This window comes from Streptomyces sp. NPDC031111 (assembly GCF_055570675.1).
Genome location: NZ_JBVIGS010000002.1, coordinates 699804 through 716541 on the forward strand (window position 1 = coordinate 699804; position 16738 = coordinate 716541).

At 70.9% G+C, this 16738-nt stretch carries 14 protein-coding genes; 4 read left to right on the forward strand and 10 right to left on the reverse strand.

The genetic code is table 11. The annotated features are described in order from the left end of the window. Positions 1 to 91: 91 nt before the first annotated feature. Both ACZ470_RS06885 and ACZ470_RS06890 read right to left on the reverse strand, forming a co-directional pair. The gene (locus tag ACZ470_RS06885) at positions 92 to 337 is read right to left on the reverse strand and encodes a type II toxin-antitoxin system antitoxin (RefSeq protein WP_468425050.1); all 246 of its coding nucleotides are present in this window, start codon (positions 335 to 337) and stop codon (positions 92 to 94) included. Next, positions 334 to 1269, reverse strand: coding sequence for an SPFH domain-containing protein (locus tag ACZ470_RS06890; RefSeq protein WP_468425051.1), 936 nt, complete (start codon positions 1267 to 1269; stop codon positions 334 to 336). Before ACZ470_RS06890 ends, ACZ470_RS06885 begins: the two co-directional genes overlap by 4 nt. A 260-nt stretch (positions 1270 to 1529) precedes the next feature. Here ACZ470_RS06890 and ACZ470_RS06895 point away from each other — a divergent pair, with 260 nt between their 5' ends. Further along, the gene (locus tag ACZ470_RS06895; RefSeq protein WP_468425052.1) at positions 1530 to 3821 is read left to right on the forward strand and encodes a transglycosylase domain-containing protein; all 2292 of its coding nucleotides are present in this window, start codon (positions 1530 to 1532) and stop codon (positions 3819 to 3821) included. Between the two features lie 58 nt (positions 3822 to 3879). On the opposite strand, the gene ACZ470_RS06900 is transcribed toward ACZ470_RS06895, so the two are convergent. From ACZ470_RS06900 to ACZ470_RS06920, 5 genes are all read right to left on the reverse strand, one after another. Beyond that, on the reverse strand, positions 3880 to 6006 hold the full coding sequence (locus tag ACZ470_RS06900) for a SpoIIE family protein phosphatase (protein WP_468425054.1): 2127 nt from the start codon (positions 6004 to 6006) through the stop codon (positions 3880 to 3882). A gap of 274 nt (positions 6007 to 6280) precedes the next feature. Continuing rightward, positions 6281 to 6976 carry a cytidylyl-2-hydroxypropylphosphonate hydrolase gene (gene fomD / locus ACZ470_RS06905; RefSeq protein ID WP_468425056.1) on the reverse strand — a complete coding sequence of 232 codons (696 nt, stop codon included), beginning with the start codon at positions 6974 to 6976 and terminating at the stop codon, positions 6281 to 6283. 73 nt (positions 6977 to 7049) lie between these two features. Further along, a complete protein-coding gene (locus tag ACZ470_RS06910) occupies positions 7050 to 8453 on the reverse strand; it encodes a class II fumarate hydratase (RefSeq protein ID WP_468425058.1) in 1404 nt (467 codons plus the stop codon). A 108-nt stretch (positions 8454 to 8561) separates the two neighbouring features. Then, positions 8562 to 9980, reverse strand: coding sequence for a M28 family metallopeptidase (locus ACZ470_RS06915; RefSeq protein ID WP_468425060.1), 1419 nt, complete (start codon positions 9978 to 9980; stop codon positions 8562 to 8564). Between the two features lie 346 nt (positions 9981 to 10326). Next, on the reverse strand, positions 10327 to 12006 hold the full coding sequence (locus ACZ470_RS06920) for a fumarate hydratase (RefSeq protein ID WP_468425062.1): 1680 nt from the start codon (positions 12004 to 12006) through the stop codon (positions 10327 to 10329). 146 nt (positions 12007 to 12152) lie between these two features. Between ACZ470_RS06920 and ACZ470_RS06925 the strand changes: the two genes are divergently transcribed. Together ACZ470_RS06925 and ACZ470_RS06930 are read left to right on the forward strand one after the other, a co-directional pair. Then, positions 12153 to 12848, forward strand: a complete 696-nt coding sequence (locus ACZ470_RS06925) for a DUF1707 SHOCT-like domain-containing protein (protein ID WP_468425063.1) — start codon at positions 12153 to 12155, stop codon at positions 12846 to 12848. A 102-nt stretch (positions 12849 to 12950) separates the two neighbouring features. Beyond that, a complete protein-coding gene (locus ACZ470_RS06930; protein ID WP_468425065.1) occupies positions 12951 to 13325 on the forward strand; it encodes a WhiB family transcriptional regulator in 375 nt (124 codons plus the stop codon). Positions 13326 to 13512: 187 nt separating this feature from the next. Here ACZ470_RS06930 and glpX read toward each other — a convergent pair whose 3' ends face one another. Further along, a complete protein-coding gene (glpX, locus tag ACZ470_RS06935) occupies positions 13513 to 14547 on the reverse strand; it encodes a class II fructose-bisphosphatase (protein WP_030859952.1) in 1035 nt (344 codons plus the stop codon). 143 nt (positions 14548 to 14690) lie between these two features. Here glpX and ACZ470_RS06940 point away from each other — a divergent pair, with 143 nt between their 5' ends. Beyond that, a complete protein-coding gene (locus ACZ470_RS06940; protein ID WP_468425067.1) occupies positions 14691 to 15197 on the forward strand; it encodes a DUF4245 domain-containing protein in 507 nt (168 codons plus the stop codon). Between the two features lie 45 nt (positions 15198 to 15242). Here the strand turns inward: ACZ470_RS06940 and ACZ470_RS06945 are convergent, their stop codons facing one another. Continuing rightward, positions 15243 to 15491: an exodeoxyribonuclease VII small subunit gene (locus ACZ470_RS06945; protein ID WP_468425069.1), complete on the reverse strand. Its 249-nt coding sequence runs from the start codon at positions 15489 to 15491 to the stop codon at positions 15243 to 15245. A 9-nt stretch (positions 15492 to 15500) separates the two neighbouring features. Next, complete coding sequence (xseA, locus tag ACZ470_RS06950) at positions 15501 to 16709, reverse strand: exodeoxyribonuclease VII large subunit (RefSeq protein ID WP_468425071.1); 1209 nt, start codon at positions 16707 to 16709, stop codon at positions 15501 to 15503. Between the last annotated feature and the right edge of the window lie 29 nt (positions 16710 to 16738).

Consider the following 16738-nt stretch of genomic DNA (forward strand, 5'->3'; position numbering starts at 1 on the left):
GAGCACTCTACACACGGTGTATACGCCGTATGTATACGCGGAGTGTGTAGCTCGTGGCGGGGCGTACGGCGGCCCAGGTGGGGGCCGATTGTCACGGTTCTGCTACTGAGCCCCCGGGTGGCCTCCCCCGGCGGGGAAGGGGCCCGGCGTCACCCGGCAGCCTCCCCGCCTCCGCGAGCGCGCGCCGCAGCAGGAACTCGATCTGCGCGTTGGCGGACCGGAACTCGTCGTTGGCCCAGCGGGCCAGCGCCTCGTACACCGACGGGTCGAGCCGCAGCAGGACCTGCTTGCGCTGCGGCCGACCCTGGGGGGCCGAGCCCCCGGACGGAGTCGTCACTGGTAGAGCGTCCCGGTGTTGAGGACCGGCTGCGCGGAGCGGTCCCCGCACAGCACCACCATCAGGTTGGACACCATCGCCGCCTTCCGCTCCGGGTCCAGCTCCACGATGTCCTGCTCGGCGATCCGGGCCAGGGCCGACTCGACCATGCCGACGGCGCCCTCCACGATCTTCTGGCGCGCCGCCACGACGGCCCCCGCCTGCTGCCGCTGGAGCATCGCCGAGGCGATCTCGGGGGCGTAGGCGAGGTGGGTGAAGCGGGACTCGATGATCTGCACACCGGCCGCCTCCACGCGCGCGTGGAGCTCGACGGCGAGCTTCTCGGTGATCTCCTCCGCGTTGCCGCGCAGCGAGAGGCCGTCCTCGTCGTGGGCGTCGTAGGGGTACTCGATCGCGATGTGGCGCACGGCCGCCTCGGTCTGGGTGGAGACGAACTCGATGTAGTCGTCCACCTCGAAGGTGGCCTGGGCGGTGTCCTCGACCCGCCACACCACGACCGCGGCCAGCTCGATCGGGTTGCCGTAGGCGTCGTTCACCTTCAGGACCGCTGTCTCGTGGTTGCGCACCCGCGTCGAGATCTTCCTGCGCGAGGTCAGCGGGTTCACCCAGCGCAGCCCGTCCTGCCGGATCGTGCCCCGGTAGCGGCCGAAGAGCTGCACCACGCGCGCCTCGCCCGGCGCCACCATGTTCAGCCCGCACATGGCGAGGAACGCGGCTATGGCGACCAGGATGCCGAGGATGATCAGCAGCGCCTTGGCGCCGGCCCCGTCGACCGCCGTGGCGCCGACGACCATCGCCGCGCCGATCAGCAGGCCGACGAGGCCGAGCAGCAGCGCCAGCCCGCCGCCGATGCTGTGCGCCGCGAACTCCCGTACGCGTGGGGCCGGCATCTCGGGCACGTCGGCCGTGACCTGCGTGTCGTGTGTGGACATGGGTGATCCCCCGTTCTTTCGGGCGCTCGCCGAGCGGCTAGCGCCTGTCTATCTAAGTGATATCACTTTACCCTGCCTCGGCAACCTTGAACCAGGTTCGAACGTCGGTTCCGTTGGGACGGGTGCTGATTGTCACGCCCGTAAAGACCGGATCGGCGGCCCTTTGTCATAGCTCCCGGTGTTAGCTTTCTGAGCTGACCTGAGCGGCGAACTGGTGTGGCTGCCGAGCACACACGAACGAAGCGGAGCGGAACGGACGCATGGGACGAGCGGAAGAAAGACGCGCACGACAGCGCGGTGGGCGCCGTGCGGCACCCAAGGGCCGCCGCTCGTCGGGCGCGGCCGGGCGCACCGGCATACGCCGCCTCTTCACCTGGAAGAAGATCCTCGGCACCTTCTTCGGCCTCTGTCTGCTCGGCATGGGCGCCTTCATCGTGCTGTACATGGTGATCGACATTCCCGAGGGGAACGCCGACGCCGAGCTCCAGAGCAACGTGTACAAGTACAGCGACGGCAGCATCATGGCCCGCACGGGCGATCGCAACCGTGAGATCGTCGACCTGGCGAAGGTACCCAAGGACGTCCAGCGCACCTTCGTCGCCGCCGAGAACAAGACCTTCTACAAGGACTCCGGCGTCGACATCAAGGGCACCGCGCGCGGCCTGCTCAACACCGTCTCCGGCAAGGGCGCGCAGGGCGGTTCGACGATCACCCAGCAGTACGTCAAGAACTACTACCTGACGCAGGAACAGACCGTCAGCCGCAAGCTGAAGGAACTGGTCATCTCGCTGAAGCTGGACCGGGAGAAGTCCAAGGACTACATCCTCGCCGGCTACATCAACACCAGCTACTACGGCCGCGGCGCCTACGGCATCCAGGCCGCCGCGCAGGCCTACTACCGCGTCGACGCCGAGGACCTCACCGTCGAGCAGGGCGCCTACCTCGCCGCGCTGCTCCAGGCGCCGAACCAGTACGACTGGGCCATCGCCAGTGACACCGGCAAGAAGCTGGTCCAGGAGCGCTGGAACTACGTCCTGGACAACATGGTCGAGCAGAAGTGGCTGGACTCCGCCGACCGGCAGGCCCTGAAGTTCCCGGTCCCCAAGGAGCCCAAGGCCGCCCCCGGCATGGAGGGCCAGACCGGGTACCTGGTCGAGGCCGCCAACACCGCGCTCAAGCAGCAGCTCGTCGCCCAAGGGGCCGCGGCGGACATGGAGCAGGCCGAGGCCATGCTGGACCTCGGCGGCTACACCGTCACGCTCAACATCGACAAGAAGAAGCAGAAGGCGCTGGAGGAGGCGGTCAAGGCCAAGCTCACCAGCAGGCTCGACCCCGACAAGCGCGAGGTCGACGCCGACGTCCAGGCCGGTGCCGTCTCCGTGGACCCGAAGACGGGCGAGGTCCTGGCGATGTACGGCGGTGTGGACTACGTGAAGCACTACCGGAACAACGCCACCCGCGACGACTACCAGGCCGCCTCCACCTTCAAGCCGCTGATCCTCGCCGCGGCCGTGGACCAGGACGCCGAGACCCAGGACGGCGTGCCGATCACGGCGAACACGATCTACGACGGCACGAGCGAGCGCCCCGTGGTGGACGGCGGCAAGAAGGTCGGCTTCGCGCCCCCCAACGAGGACGACCGGAGTTACGGCGACATCACCGTCCAGGAGGCGATGAACAAGTCCGTCAACTCCGTCTTCGCGCAGATGGGCATCGACGTCGGCATGCCCGAGGTGGTCGAGACGGCGGGCGAGCTCGGCATGGAGACCGAGGGCATGGAGGCCGTGCCGGCCCAGACCCTGGGCAGTATGGGCGCCAGCCCGCTGGAGATGGCCGGTGTCTACGCCACCCTCGACAACCACGGCAAGAAGGTCACCCCGGCCCTCGTGAAGTCCGTCGAGCACAAGGACCGCGCGATCGAGTTCCCCGACCCGATCGGTGAGCAGGTCATCAGCCGCGAGGCCGCCGACACGGTGACCTCCGTGCTGACCGGCGTGGTCGACGACGGTACGGCCAGGGTGTCGGTGCGCGACAACCCCTTGCGCGACGGCCAGGTGGTCGCCGGCAAGACCGGTACCTCCGACAACAACAAGTCGGCCTGGTTCACCGGCTTCACCCCCGAACTGGTCACCTCTGTCGGCCTGTTCGGTGAGGACGCCAAGACCGGCAAGCAGGTCCCGATGTACCGGGCGGCCGGGGTCGACTACCGCGTCAACGGCGGTGGCCCCCCGGCGGAGATCTGGGCCGCCTACACCTTCGGCGTCATGGACGAGGTCACTGAGTTCGACCTGGACACCAAGCAGGGCGCCGCGGTGAAGCCGTCCGACACGCCCACGGTCTCCCAGTCGCCCTCGGACACACCGAGCCAGGAGCCGACGACCGAGGAGCCGACCACCCAGGAGCCGTCCGACACGCCGTCGCAGACGCCGACGTCGGAGCCGCCCACCCAGACGCCGACGTCGGAGCCGCCGACGAGGACGCCCTCCGTACCGCCCACGTTCGGCCTGCCGGGCGGCGACCCGGACGACCCGGAGGACGACCTGGAGCAGTAGACGGGACAGACGAGGGGCGCCCGGTGACCGCACCGGGCGCCCCTCACCGTCGTACGGCTCAGCCGCTGTTCAGCTCGAACCACACCACCTTGCCCGTGCTCAGCCGGGTCGCGCCCCAGCGCCGGGCCAGCCGGTTCACCAGATACAGCCCGCGCCCGCCCTCGTCCGTGGCCCGCGCCTGCCGCAGCCGCGGCAGCTGCGGCACGTCGTCACCGACCTCGCAGCGCAGCACGTCGGTGCGCAGCAGCCGCAGCGTGACCGGCCGCGTCGCGTACCGCACGGCATTGGTCACCACCTCGCTGACCAGCAGCTCCACCGAGTCGCTCAGCTCCTCCATGCCCCAGCGGGACAGCGCCCGCCGGGCCAGCCGGCGGGCCCGGCCGGGGGCCGCGTCCTCCGGCTCCAGGAACCAGTACGCCACGTCGCTCGGCGCGATCCCGTCGAAACGGGCGGCGAGCAGCGCGATGTCGTCGTCCCGGTCGCCCGGACCGAGCATGTCCAGCACCTCGTCGCACAGCGCCTCAAGGGGCGGCGGATGATCCGGCCCGGTCAGCTGCGCGGTCGCGGCCAGCTTCTCCCGCAACTGCTCGATACCGGTCCACACGTCCCGCAGCCGGGACTCCACCAGACCGTCGGTGTACAGCAGCAGCGTCGCCCCGGCGGGCGCGTCCAGCTCCACGGCCTCGAAGTCCACCCCGCCCACACCGATCGGCGCGCCCGCCGGCACCCGCAGCACCTCGGCGCGCCCGCCCAGCTCCAGCAGCACCGGCGGCGGATGACCGGCGTTGGCGATGGTGATGCGGTGCGATACCGGGTCGTACACCGCGTACAGGCAGGTCGCCATGCGGTCCACGCCGAGCCGCTGCGCCTGCTCGTCGAGGTGGTGCAGCACCTCCTGCGGGGGCAGGTCGAGACCGGCCAGGGTCTGCGCGGTGGTGCGCAGCTGGCCCATGATCGCCGCCGACGTCATGGAGTGCCCCATCACGTCACCGACGACCAGCGCGACCCGGCTGCCGGGCAGCGGGATGGCGTCGTACCAGTCGCCGCCGACCCGCGCGGTCTCCGCGGCCGGCAGATAGCGCGACGCCAGCCGCACGCCGGTGCAGCGCGGCAGGTGCTCCGGCAGCATGGTGCGCTGCAACTCGTCCGCGATGTACGCCTCCCGCCCGTACAGCACCGCCTTGTCGATGCCGAGGGCGCTGTGCGTGGCGAGCTGCGCGGCCACCAGCAGGTCGTCGGCCTCGAACGGGATGCGCTCCGGACGGCGCAGGAACAGCGCCGCGCCGATCACCCGCCGCCGGCCGCGCAGCGGCGCGAGGATCGCCCGCTGCCCGTCCGGAACGGCCGACGCGCCCTCCTCGCCGAGGAGTTCGGGCAGCGCGGCACGGGCCGCCGGCGCGTCCGTGAACACCGGCCGCACACCGCGCAGCACCTCGGCGAGCGCGCTGCCGGGCCGTACGGTGCACAGCTCGGCGCCGACCGAGTCCAGCTCGGACGGCTCCGGCGGGGCGATCGTGCTGAACCCGCCCTCGGTGTCCCGCTCGGCCGGGATGCGGTCGGTGCGGCGCAGCCGCAGCACCAGCGGGCCGGTGGGCCGCTCGTCACCGACCGGCAGCGGATCGCGCAGATACACCAGGATCGCGTCGGAGAAGGTGGGCACGGTGGCCCGGCACAGCCCCATCACGATCTCGTCCAGGTCGATGCCGCGGGCGATCCGCCGGGTCGCGGCGCCGACGAAGCGCAGCCGGTCCCCGTCCCGCCGCATCGGCGTGGGCCGGCCCGGCTGCGTGACCTGCCCGGAACGCCGCTCCTTGCCGTCGGGGCCCGCGGCCGGCTGCACCGGGATGCCCTCGGGCGCGGGGCGCGGCCGGTGCGTGTCCGGCTCCGCGCCCTGGCCGGTACCCGGCTGGGAGTGCTCGGAGCCGGGTTCGGGCGCCGGGTCCTGACCGGTGCCGCCGGGCGTGACCGTCTCCGGCGACGTGGCCCCCGACGACCCCGGGGACGCGGCCCCGGGCGCGGGAGGCTCACCGCCGGAGCGGCTCTGTACGGGTAAGGCGGCTCCGGTGCCCGGACCACGCGCCGGTGGCGGGGTACGCAGGAGCGCCCCGCGGGGATCCGCGGGGTCCACGCCCGGCTGCGGGCGTTCGAAGGAGGTCGGCTGCTCCGTCACGCGTGTCGAGTCCATCCGTCCGGCGCACGCCGTGCGCGCGGTTCGTCCCGCTGAAACTCCGATACCCGGAATACGTGCCCCCGGAACGGATTTCCCGCGTGGTCAGAGGTTGTTCCTGTGCCGCCGGCCCGCCGTCGCCGGCCGGTGCCGGTGTTTCCGTACCCCTCGCTCACGTCCTGCCGCCCCTCAGTGACGATCGGTCAAGCCCTGCGCGCGCTCCGGTGGTTGTTGTCCCGCGCCCTTGCGGAGGACGATCCTACGTTTCCCGCCCGGGGGCGCAGCAAGGGTCTCACGAGGACACATGCGCGGGAGTGCGGTCCCAGTCCTGTGGCAGTGACGGTACCGTCCAGGACGGATCCGGGCGCCAGTTCTCCCAGCCGTCCGCGAACGGCGACCCCCACGCCTCGATCGTCTCCACCGCCGCCCGCCCGGCCTCCCGCACCCTCCCGGCCAGCGCGGGGTCGACCAGACCGTCCCGCTGGGCCTGCGCGAACTCGTCCTCGTCCCGCCAGTGCCAGTCGCGGTCCGGGTGCACGGAGATGTCCAGGAAGTGGTCCTCGGAGTCCACTCCGCCCGCCCAACGGGCCAGCGGCTCCTCCAGGTTCACGTACCAGTTCTTGAACTGCCAGCCCGGTTCCCAGAACAGCCACACGGACCAGGGCTCACCGGGCCGGGCCAGCTTCAGCACGCCGGTGCCGAACCAGTGGTCGCGCCGCACCGTGCGCGGCCTGGTGTACCGGGTGCCGAGTGGCTCCTCGTGCACGGGCGTGCCGTCGGCGAGCACCGGCCGCACGCACTCGGTGCCGGGCGCCATCCACACCGCGAGCAGCTCCGGGTCGTCGCGTACGACCGTGACGGGGCGCGCGATGTGGATGTGCGCGCCACCGTTCTCCCGGTAGCGCCAGAGGATCTGGGTCCCGGGCGCCCAGAATCCCGCCGCCGTGCCGTCCGCTGTCCCTCGTGTCACCGCTCCGTCCTCCGCCATGCGCAGATATTAGGTGCCATGGCCATACGACGTTGCGGCCGCCCGTCACGGTTCACCTCCGGGCCGGGGGGTTTTACGGGCGCGTCATCCGCAGGACATCCAGCGCCTCGTCGAGCTGTTCGACGGTGAGGTCGCCGCGGTCGACGTAGCCGCTCTCCAGCACGACCTCCCGGATGGTCTTCCGCTCGGCGAGGGACTTCTTGGCGACCTTGGCGGCCTCCTCGTAGCCGATGTACTTGTTGAGCGGGGTGACCACGGACGGCGACGACTCCGCGTACTCCCGGGCCCGTTCGCGGTGGGCGACGATGCCGTCGATGGTGCGGTCGGCGAACAGGCGGGAGACGTTGGCCAGCAGCCGCACCGACTCCAGCACGTTCTTCGCGATGACCGGCAGCATCACGTTGAGCTCGAAGTTGCCCGAGGCGCCGGCGGCCGCGACGGTCGCGTCGTTGCCGGTCACCTGCGCGCAGACCATGAGCACGGCCTCCGGGATCACCGGGTTGACCTTGCCGGGCATGATCGAGGAGCCGGGCTGGAGATCGGGCAGGCCGATCTCCGCGAGGCCGGTACGGGGGCCGGACGCCATCCACCGGAGATCGTTCGCGATCTTCGTCAGTCCGACGGCGACGGTCCGCAGCTGTCCGCTGGTCTCGACGATGCCGTCCCGGGCGCCCTGTGCCTCGAAGTGGTCGCGCGCCTCGGTGAGCGGCAGCCCGGTCGCCCGGGCGACCTCCTCGATGACGGCGGCGGAGAAGCCGGGCGGGGTGTTGATGCCGGTGCCGACGGCGGTCCCGCCCAGCGGCAGCTCGGCCAGCCGCGGCAGGGAGGCGTTCAGCCGCTCGATCCCGTACCGCACCTGGGCCGCGTACCCGCCGAACTCCTGGCCCAGGGTGACGGGCGTGGCGTCCATGAGGTGGGTACGCCCGGACTTCACCACGTCCGCGAACTCCCCGGCCTTGCGCTCCAGGGCCGTGGCGAGGTGGTCGAGCGCCGGGATCAGGTCGCGGGTGACGGCGGCGGTGGCCGCGATGTGGATGGACGACGGGAAGACGTCGTTGGACGACTGCGAGGCGTTGACGTGGTCGTTGGGGTGCACGTCCCGCCCGAGCCGCTCGGTGGCGAGCGTCGCGAGGACCTCGTTGGTGTTCATGTTGGACGAGGTCCCGGACCCCGTCTGGAACACGTCCACGGGGAAGTGGTCGTCCCACCGGCCCTCGGCGACCTCACCGGCCGCCTCCTGGATCGCCTCGGCGATGTCCTTGTCGAGCACCCCGAGCCGGGCGTTCACCTTGGCCGCGGCGCCCTTGATCCGGGCCAGGGCCTCGATGTGGGCGCGCTCCAGGCGCTGTCCGGAGACCGGGAAGTTCTCCACGGCGCGCTGGGTCTGGGCGCGCCACTTGGCGTCGGCCGGTACCTTCACCTCCCCCATGGAGTCGTGCTCGATGCGGTAGTGCCGGTCGTCGTCCGTGGTCGTCATCGTCGTACCTCCGATCCTGCACAGCAGCCGTGCCGGACGAGCGTATTCCCGGACGGCCTCCGCCCCGCCGCAAGAGGCGCGGCGGGGCGGAGTACCCGTGGGGGGTGCTCAGGAACCCTGGAGGGTGACGTCGTCCAGGACGAATCCGGTCTGGAGCGAGGAGTCCTCGCTGCCGGTGAACGTCAGGGTCACGGTCTGCCCCGCGTACGCCGTCAGGTCGACCGACCGCTGCACATAGCCGCTGCCCGCGTCGGCGTTGGACAGCGTGGCGAGCGTGGTGCCGCCGGCCTTGACGGTGAAACGGTCGTACGGCGTCGAGCCGGACTCGTCGGTGTCGATGTGCAGCCAGTAGCTCAGCGCGACCGTCGAGCACCCGGCCGGAACGGTCACCGTCTGGCTGATCGACTCGGTGCGGGTGGACCCGTACCCCGAGAGCCAGGCGAAGCGGGTGCCGCTGTGGGCGGTCTGCCCGGAGTGGGCGCCGATGCTGCCGGTGTTCCCGGTCCACGGCGCGGTGCCGCTCTCGAACCCGCCGTTGCCGACGGCGCCGGCGGTGTCGCAGTCGCCGCCCGTGCCGGTGTCCACGGCCCGCTGCCACAGGGTGTGGGCGATACCGTCGGAGGCGCGGTCGAGCCCGGTGGTGTTGATGTTGGTGAGGGTGTCGCAGGACCGGTGGTAGCAGGGGTCGTACGCGGACCCGGCCGTACCGCCCCACTTCGCGGCCTGCGCGGAGGTCTTCCGGGCACTGGCGCCCATCGCGTAGCCGGAGGTGGGGATCCCGTACTGCTCGAAGGAGTAGTCGTCGCTGCGTCCGGCGCCCTCGGTGTTCTCCTCGGGCTGGAGCCCCAGCGAGTCCCAGTACGCCTTCATCGGCGCGGCGGCCGAGGAGGTGATGTGGTTGATGAAGTAGCCGCCGTTGGTGGAGGCGACCATGTCGAAGTTGTAGTACGCCTTGATCTTCGCCCGTTCGGTCGAGGGGAGCGAACGGACGTAGAAGTCGGACCCGTTGAGACCCTGCTCCTCGTCGGTCCACCAGGCGAAGCGGACCCGGTTGCGCATGGTCGGGTTCTGCTGGGCGAGCGTCAGGGCGTTCTCGAGCAGGGCGGCCGAGCCGGAGCCGTTGTCGTTCATGCCCGGCCCGGCGGAGACGCTGTCGAGGTGGGCGCCGAACATGGTCACGTTGGTGGCGTCGCCCTTGGGCCACTCGGCGATCAGGTTGGGCCCGGCGCCGCTGGTGCAGCCGGAGGTGCACGGCTGCTCGGTGACGGTGTAACCGGCGGCTTGCAGCTTGCCCTTCACATAGGCGACGGAGTCGTCGTACCCCTGGCCGGTGGACCGGCGGTTCCCGCCGTTCCGCCCGGCGATGGCGCTCAGCTCGTTGAGATGCGCCTTCACCTTGTTCACGTCGACGTTCGGTGCGGCGACGGTGACCGCGGTGGGTACGGAGCCGGCGGCCGCGGCGGGGAGTGTTCCGCAGCCGAGCACGACAGCGAGCGAGATGCCCGCCACGGCGAGTCTTCGTTTCACCTTGTCTCCTCCGGGAGGTGGCTGTGGGGTGGGCCACACAGGATTGACATGGCATGAGCATGTCGGAGTTGCTGGAGGAGTCAACGAAAAATCGGCGCCGCGCCGGAGGTTGTCCAAAAAAAGAACAGGGTGCCCGCTATCCGGACATGGGATTCGCCCCCGCCGCCCCTTCCCGTCCCGAACCTGGGGCTCCGCCCCAGACCCCGCTCCTCAAACGCCGGAGGGGCTGAGATCTAGCCCCTCCGGCGTTTGAGGAGCGGGGGTCCGGGGGCAGCGCCCCCGGGGGACGGGAATGGGAAGGGGCGGCGGGGGCGAAACAACACCCCGGCCGCCCCCAGTGGACGCGTTACGCCAGCCCAGGCCCCCGCACGGGAATCGACGTGAACGTCGGCTGCTGCGGCGAAGGATCCTGGAAGAAGTCATTCCCCTTGTCGTCGACCACGATGAACGCCGGGAAGTCCTCCACCTCGATCTTCCACACCGCCTCCATCCCGAGCTCCTCGTACTCGACGACCTCGACCTTCTTGATGCAGTCCTGCGCGAGCCGGGCCGCCGGCCCGCCGATGGACCCGAGGTAGAACCCACCGTGCGCGTCGCACGCGTCCGTGACCTGCTTGCTCCGGTTCCCCTTCGCCAGCATCACCTTGGACCCGCCCGCCGCCTGGAACTGCTCGACGTAGGAGTCCATCCGCCCGGCCGTGGTCGGCCCGAACGACCCCGACGCGTACCCCTCCGGCGTCTTCGCCGGACCGGCGTAGTACACCGGGTGGTCCTTGAGGTACTGCGGCATCTCCTCGCCCGCGTCCAGCCGCTCCTTGATCTTGGCGTGCGCGATGTCGCGCGCGACGACCAGCGGGCCGGTCAGGGACAGCCGGGTCTTGACCGGGTACTTGGTCAGCTCCGCCAGGATCTCGTCCATCGGCTGGTTGAGGTCGATCTTGACGACGTCGCCGTCCTGCGACAGCTGCTCGTCCGTCGTCTCCGGCAGGAACCGCGCCGGGTCGGTCTCCAGCTGCTCCAGGAACACGCCCTCGGCGGTGATCTTCGCGACCGCCTGCCGGTCCGCCGAGCAGGACACCGCGATCGCGACCGGGCAGGACGCCCCGTGCCGCGGCAGCCGCACCACCCGCACGTCGTGGCAGAAGTACTTGCCCCCGAACTGCGCCCCGATCCCGATCTTCTGCGTCAGCTCGAAGACCTTCTCCTCCAGCTCCTTGTCCCGGAACCCGTGCCCGAGCGGCGAGCCCTCGGTCGGGATCTCGTCCAGGTAGTGCGCGGAGGCGTACTTCGCGGTCTTCAGCGCGTACTCGGCCGACGTACCGCCGACGACGATCGCCAGGTGGTACGGCGGACAGGCGGCCGTGCCCAGCGAACGGATCTTCTCCTCCAGGAACTTCATCATGGAGGTCTCGTTCAGGACGGCCTTGGTCTCCTGGTACAGGAAGCTCTTGTTGGCCGAGCCGCCGCCCTTGGCCATGAACAGGAACTTGTAGGCGCCGCCGTCCGTCGCGTACAGCTCGATCTGCGCCGGGAGGTTGGAACCGGTGTTCTTCTCCTCCCACATGGTGAGCGGAGCCATCTGCGAGTAGCGCAGGTTCAGGTTCTTGTACGCGTCGTAGATGCCCCGGGACAGGGCCTCCTCGTCGCCGCCCGCGGTCAGCACGTTCTGCCCGCGCTTGCCCATGACGATCGCCGTACCGGTGTCCTGGCACATCGGCAGCACGCCGGCCGCCGCGATGTTCGCGTTCTTCAGCAGGTCCAGCGCGACGAACTTGTCGTTGCCCGACGCCTCGGGGTCGTCGATGATGCGGCGCAGCTGGGCCAGGTGTGCGGGGCGCAGATAGTGCTGGATGTCGTGGATGGCCTCCTCGGCGAGCTTGCGCAGCGCCTCCAGCTCCACCTTGAGGAAGGTCCGGCCGTCGGCCTCGAAGGTGGAGACACCTTCGGAGGTCACCAGCCGGTAGGGGGTGGTGTCCTCTCCCAGGGGGAGCAGATCGGCGTACTCGAACTCAGGCATCTCGCCCATTCCTCACTCGACGGAAGACCGCCCGCCTCCGTTGGCGGGCGCCGACCAGCCTAGGACGTGCTCTCCGCGGCGAACCTGTGAGGTTGTCCTCAGTTGGCCACGCCGGGGGGTAGTCGCGATCTATCGCGTTTGGGTACGCTGCTGCCGTGGACCTTCAGAAGCACGCCCAGCAGCCGGACACGGCACCGCGGACCGCAGAGCTGCGCGCCTCCGACGCCGACCGGGACCGTATCGCCGACATCCTGCGCGAGGCCCTCGCTGAGGGCCGTCTCACCGCCGACGAGCACGCCGAGCGCGTCGAGGGCGTGCTGGCCGCCAAGACGGTGGGGGAGCTGGAGGTGTTCATCCAGGACCTGCCGATAGCCCACCAGCGGCGCGCGGCACCCGCCTCCGCCCCCAACCGCCCCACCGCCGGCGCGATCCCCGTGGACCCCGACGACAACGTGGTCGCGGTGTTCAGCGCCGCCACCCGCAAGGGCCGCTGGCGCGCCGGCCGCCGCATCCACGCGTACGCGATCTTCGGCAGTGTGGAGATCGACCTCAGCGAGGCGCTGTTCGACCACCAACAGGTCGTGATCAAGGCGTTCTCCGTATTCGGCAGCGTCGAGGTCCGCGTCCCGGAGAACGTGTCGCTGCGCGGCATGGGCGGCGGTGTGCTCGGCTCCTTCGAGGTGGACACGCTCGACGCGACCGACGACGAGGCCCCCGTGATCTACGTCGACGGCTGGGCGGTGCTGGGCAGCGTCGAGGCGCGGCCCAAGCGGGGCAAGCTCGTGGCGGACATCCTCGACCGGGTGCAGCGCAAGGTGGACCGGAGCATGCGCAGGCATCTGGGCCACTGACGGGCTGCGGGACGGTTCGGAACTCAGTGCATAGGCGCGCGTACATCGGGTAAGCCTTGCTGCATCGTGTCTCGCTTGCGAAGCCGTCGTCAGGAGTAGACCGTGCTGCAACCGCCGCATTCGTCCCTGCAGATAGCCGCCGTTCCGGCCCAGCGAGCAGCAGCGCGGGACAGGGACCAGGACACCCCCTGGCACACCGAGGCGGTGTGCCGGCGGGACGAGGCGGGGCTGTTCTTCGCACCGTCGAAGGAGCCCACCGCTGCCCGGCTCTCCCGCGAGGAGGCGGCCAAGCGCGTCTGCGCCCGCTGCCCGGTGATGGTCGAGTGCCGCGAGCACGCCCTGCTCCAGCCCGAGCCCTACGGCGTCTGGGGCGGCCTCACCGCCGCCGAACGCCGCGTCGTCCTGGCCCGCCGCAGGCGCCGCGAAATGGAACTGAAGAAAAACACCCGCCCGGGCCGCATAGCGGCAGCGGGCTGACCCCACACACGCGAACAAAAAGGGGCGCCCCCTCCGCACAGGGGGCGCCCCTTGTTGCCGGGAAACACGCTTGGCTCTCAGCGCTGGGGGACTGGTCCCACCTCAGGGGCGCGGGGAACTGCGCGACCAGCCACGACGTACCCGCACTCGCCCACGCGCCGCAGGCTCACGCCAGAACCGGCGCGTTTCACTTGGCGCGATCAAAGTCAATCGCGCTGTACGCCCGCAGCTTCGACAGCCGATGCTCGGAATCAATCCTCCGCACCGTCCCCGACTTCGACCGCATCACGATCGAATCGGTCGTCGCCGTCTCCGACCGGTACCGCACACCCCGCAGCAACTCACCATCGGTGATCCCCGTCGCCACGAAGAACACGTTGTCCCCGGTGACCAGGTCCTCCGTGGTCAGGACCCGGTCCAGATCGTGCCCCGCGTCGACCGCCCGCTGCCGCTCCTCGTCGTCCTTGGGCCACAGCTTGCCCTGGATCGTGCCGCCCAGGCACTTCACCGCGCACGCCGAGATGATGCCCTCGGGGGTGCCGCCGATACCGAGCAGCAGATCGATGCCGGTGCCCTCGCGCAGCGCCAGGATCGAGCCGGCCACGTCGCCGTCGGAGATCAGCTTGATGCGCGCCCCGGTCTCCCGGATCTCCTTGATGATGCCCTCGTGCCGGGGCCGGTCGAGGATCACCACGGTGACGTCCTCGGGGGTGGCGCGCTTGGCCTTGGCGACCCGGCGGATGTTCACGCTCACCGGCGCGTTGATGTCGACGAAGTCGGCGGCCTCCGGGCCGGTGACCAGCTTGTCCATGTAGAACACGGCCGACGGGTCGAACATCGAGCCGCGCTCGGCGGCGGCCAGCACCGCGATGGCGTTCGTCATGCCCTTGGCGGTCAGGGTCGTACCGTCGATCGGGTCGACGGCGATGTCGCACTCGGGGCCGGTCCCGTCGCCCACGCGCTCCCCGTTGAAGAGCATCGGGGCCTCGTCCTTCTCGCCCTCCCCGATGACGACGACGCCGTTCATCGAGACGGTGGAGACGAGGGTGCGCATGGCGCGCACCGCGGCGCCGTCCGCGCCGTTCTTGTCGCCGCGCCCTACCCAGCGGCCCGCGGCCATCGCCGCGGCCTCGGTCACCCGTACGAGCTCCAGGGCGAGGTTGCGGTCGGGGGCCTCTGAGGGCACATCGAGCTCGGACGGCAAATGATGATGCTCGGTCATCGGAGCGCACCTTTCTGTACGACGACGGCCGGATGAGGGTGTGGGCACGACTCTATCGCCAGTCCGACAAAATGAGCAGGGCCCCCCACGGATGAGCACCCCGGGCACCTGCGACGATAGGGGGCGTGGCAGGAACGAGCAGCATGCAGAAAACGGCCCGGGACATGATCCTTTCCCTGGCTCTCATCGTGCTCGCGGCGGGAGTGGTCTGGCTGTTCATCCCGCACGAGGACGGCGAACCCGACATCAAGCGGGTCGACTACCGGGTCGACCTGCTCACGGCCCGCCGGGCCGCCTCCTACCCCGTGGCCGCGCCCGAGGGGCTCCCGGAGGCGTGGAAGCCCACCTCCGTCCGCTACCGGGGCGCCGAGTCCGAGGCCTGGCACCTCGGCTTCCACGCCCCCGACGGGGAGTACGTGGCGGTCGAGCAGTCCGCCGGCAAGCGGTCGGCGTTCATCGAGGACACGACCCAGGGCGCCACGAAGACGGAGACCACGCAGCGGATCGGCGGACAGACCTGGACGCGCTACGAGGGCGACCACTACGACGCCCTGGTGCTGGAGGGCACCGACGGCTCGACCACCCTGGTCACCGGAACGGCGTCGTTCGGCCAGCTGACGAAGATGGCGGAGGCGCTCCGCACCGAGTGAGCACGCGCGGCACGGGGCCCGCCCCGTGCCGCCCCGCACCCGGGTTCAGTCCCCGGACTCCTTCTCCGCCGCTGACTCCTCGGCGAGCGCCGCGTCCAGCCGGGCCCGTGCCCCCTCCAGCCAGCGCCGGCACACCTTGGCCAGCTCCTCGCCCCGCTCCCAGAGCGCGAGGGACTCCTCCAGCGTCGTACCGCCCGCTTCCAGTCGCCGTACGACCTCGATCAGCTCGTCCCGCGCCTGCTCGTACCCGAGCGCCGCGTCCGTCGCCGCCGCCTGCTCCGTCTTGCTGGTCATCCGCCCACCCTAAGCTTCGACTCGGACAGTGAACTCGCCCTCGGACACCCGCGCCCGCAGCGCCTCGCCGGGCTCCACCTCGTCCGGGGCGCGCACCGCGTGTCCGTCCGCGCGCTGGAGCACCGCGTACCCGCGCTTCAGGGTCGCGGCGGGGGAGAGCGCCACCACGCGCGCGTGCGTGTGCGCCAGCTCGGAGTCCGCCCGGTCCAGCTGGTGCCGCAGCGTGCGCCGGCCCCGCTCCAGCAGCGCCGTGACCTCCTCGGCCCGCGCGTCGACCATCCGGTGCGGGTCCTGTATCGAGGGCCGGGCCAGCGCCTGGGCCAGCCCCCGCTCCTCCCGGTCCAGCAGCGCCTGGACACAGCGCCGGGCGCGGTCCCGCAGCATCCGCACCCGCTCCGACTCCTCGCCCACGTCGGGCACGACCTTCTTCGCGGCGTCGGTCGGCGTGGAGGCCCGCAGATCGGCGACATGGTCCAGCAGCGGGTTGTCCGGCTCGTGCCCGATCGCGGAGACGACGGGCGTACGGCACGCCGCCACCGCCCGCACCAGCTGCTCGTCGGAGAACGGCAGCAGGTCCTCCACGCTGCCGCCGCCCCGCGCCACGATGATCACGTCCACGTCGTCGACCGCGTCCAGCTCCTTCACGGCCTGCACGACCTGCGGCACCGCGTGCACCCCCTGCACCGCCACGTTGCGCACCTCGAAACGCACGGCCGGCCAGCGGTGCCGGGCGTTCTCCAGCACGTCCCGCTCGGCCGCCGAGGCGCGCCCGCACACCAGACCGATCAGCTGCGGCAGGAACGGCAGCGGCTTCTTCCGCTCCGGCGCGAACAGGCCCTCCCGCGCGAGCGACTTCTTCAGCTGCTCCAGCCGCGCCAGCAGCTCCCCGACCCCCACCGGCCTGATCTCCGCGGCGCGCAGCGACAGCTGCCCGCGCGGCGCGTACCACTCCGGCTTGCAGTGCACCACCACCCGCGCGCCCTCGCTCACCACGTCCGCCACGGCGTCGAACACCTGCCGGTAGCAGGTCACGCCCACGGAGATGTCGTGCGAGGGGTCCCGCAGCGTCAGGAACACCACTCCGGCGCCCGGCCGCCGCGACAGCTGGGTGATCTGCCCCTCGACCCACACGGCGCCGAGCCGGTCGATCCACCTCCCGATGAGCCGCGACACCTCACCGACGGGCAGCGGTGCTTCCGCAGACGTGTTGACAGCCATGCCGCGAGGGTAGTGCGCCCCACCGACAA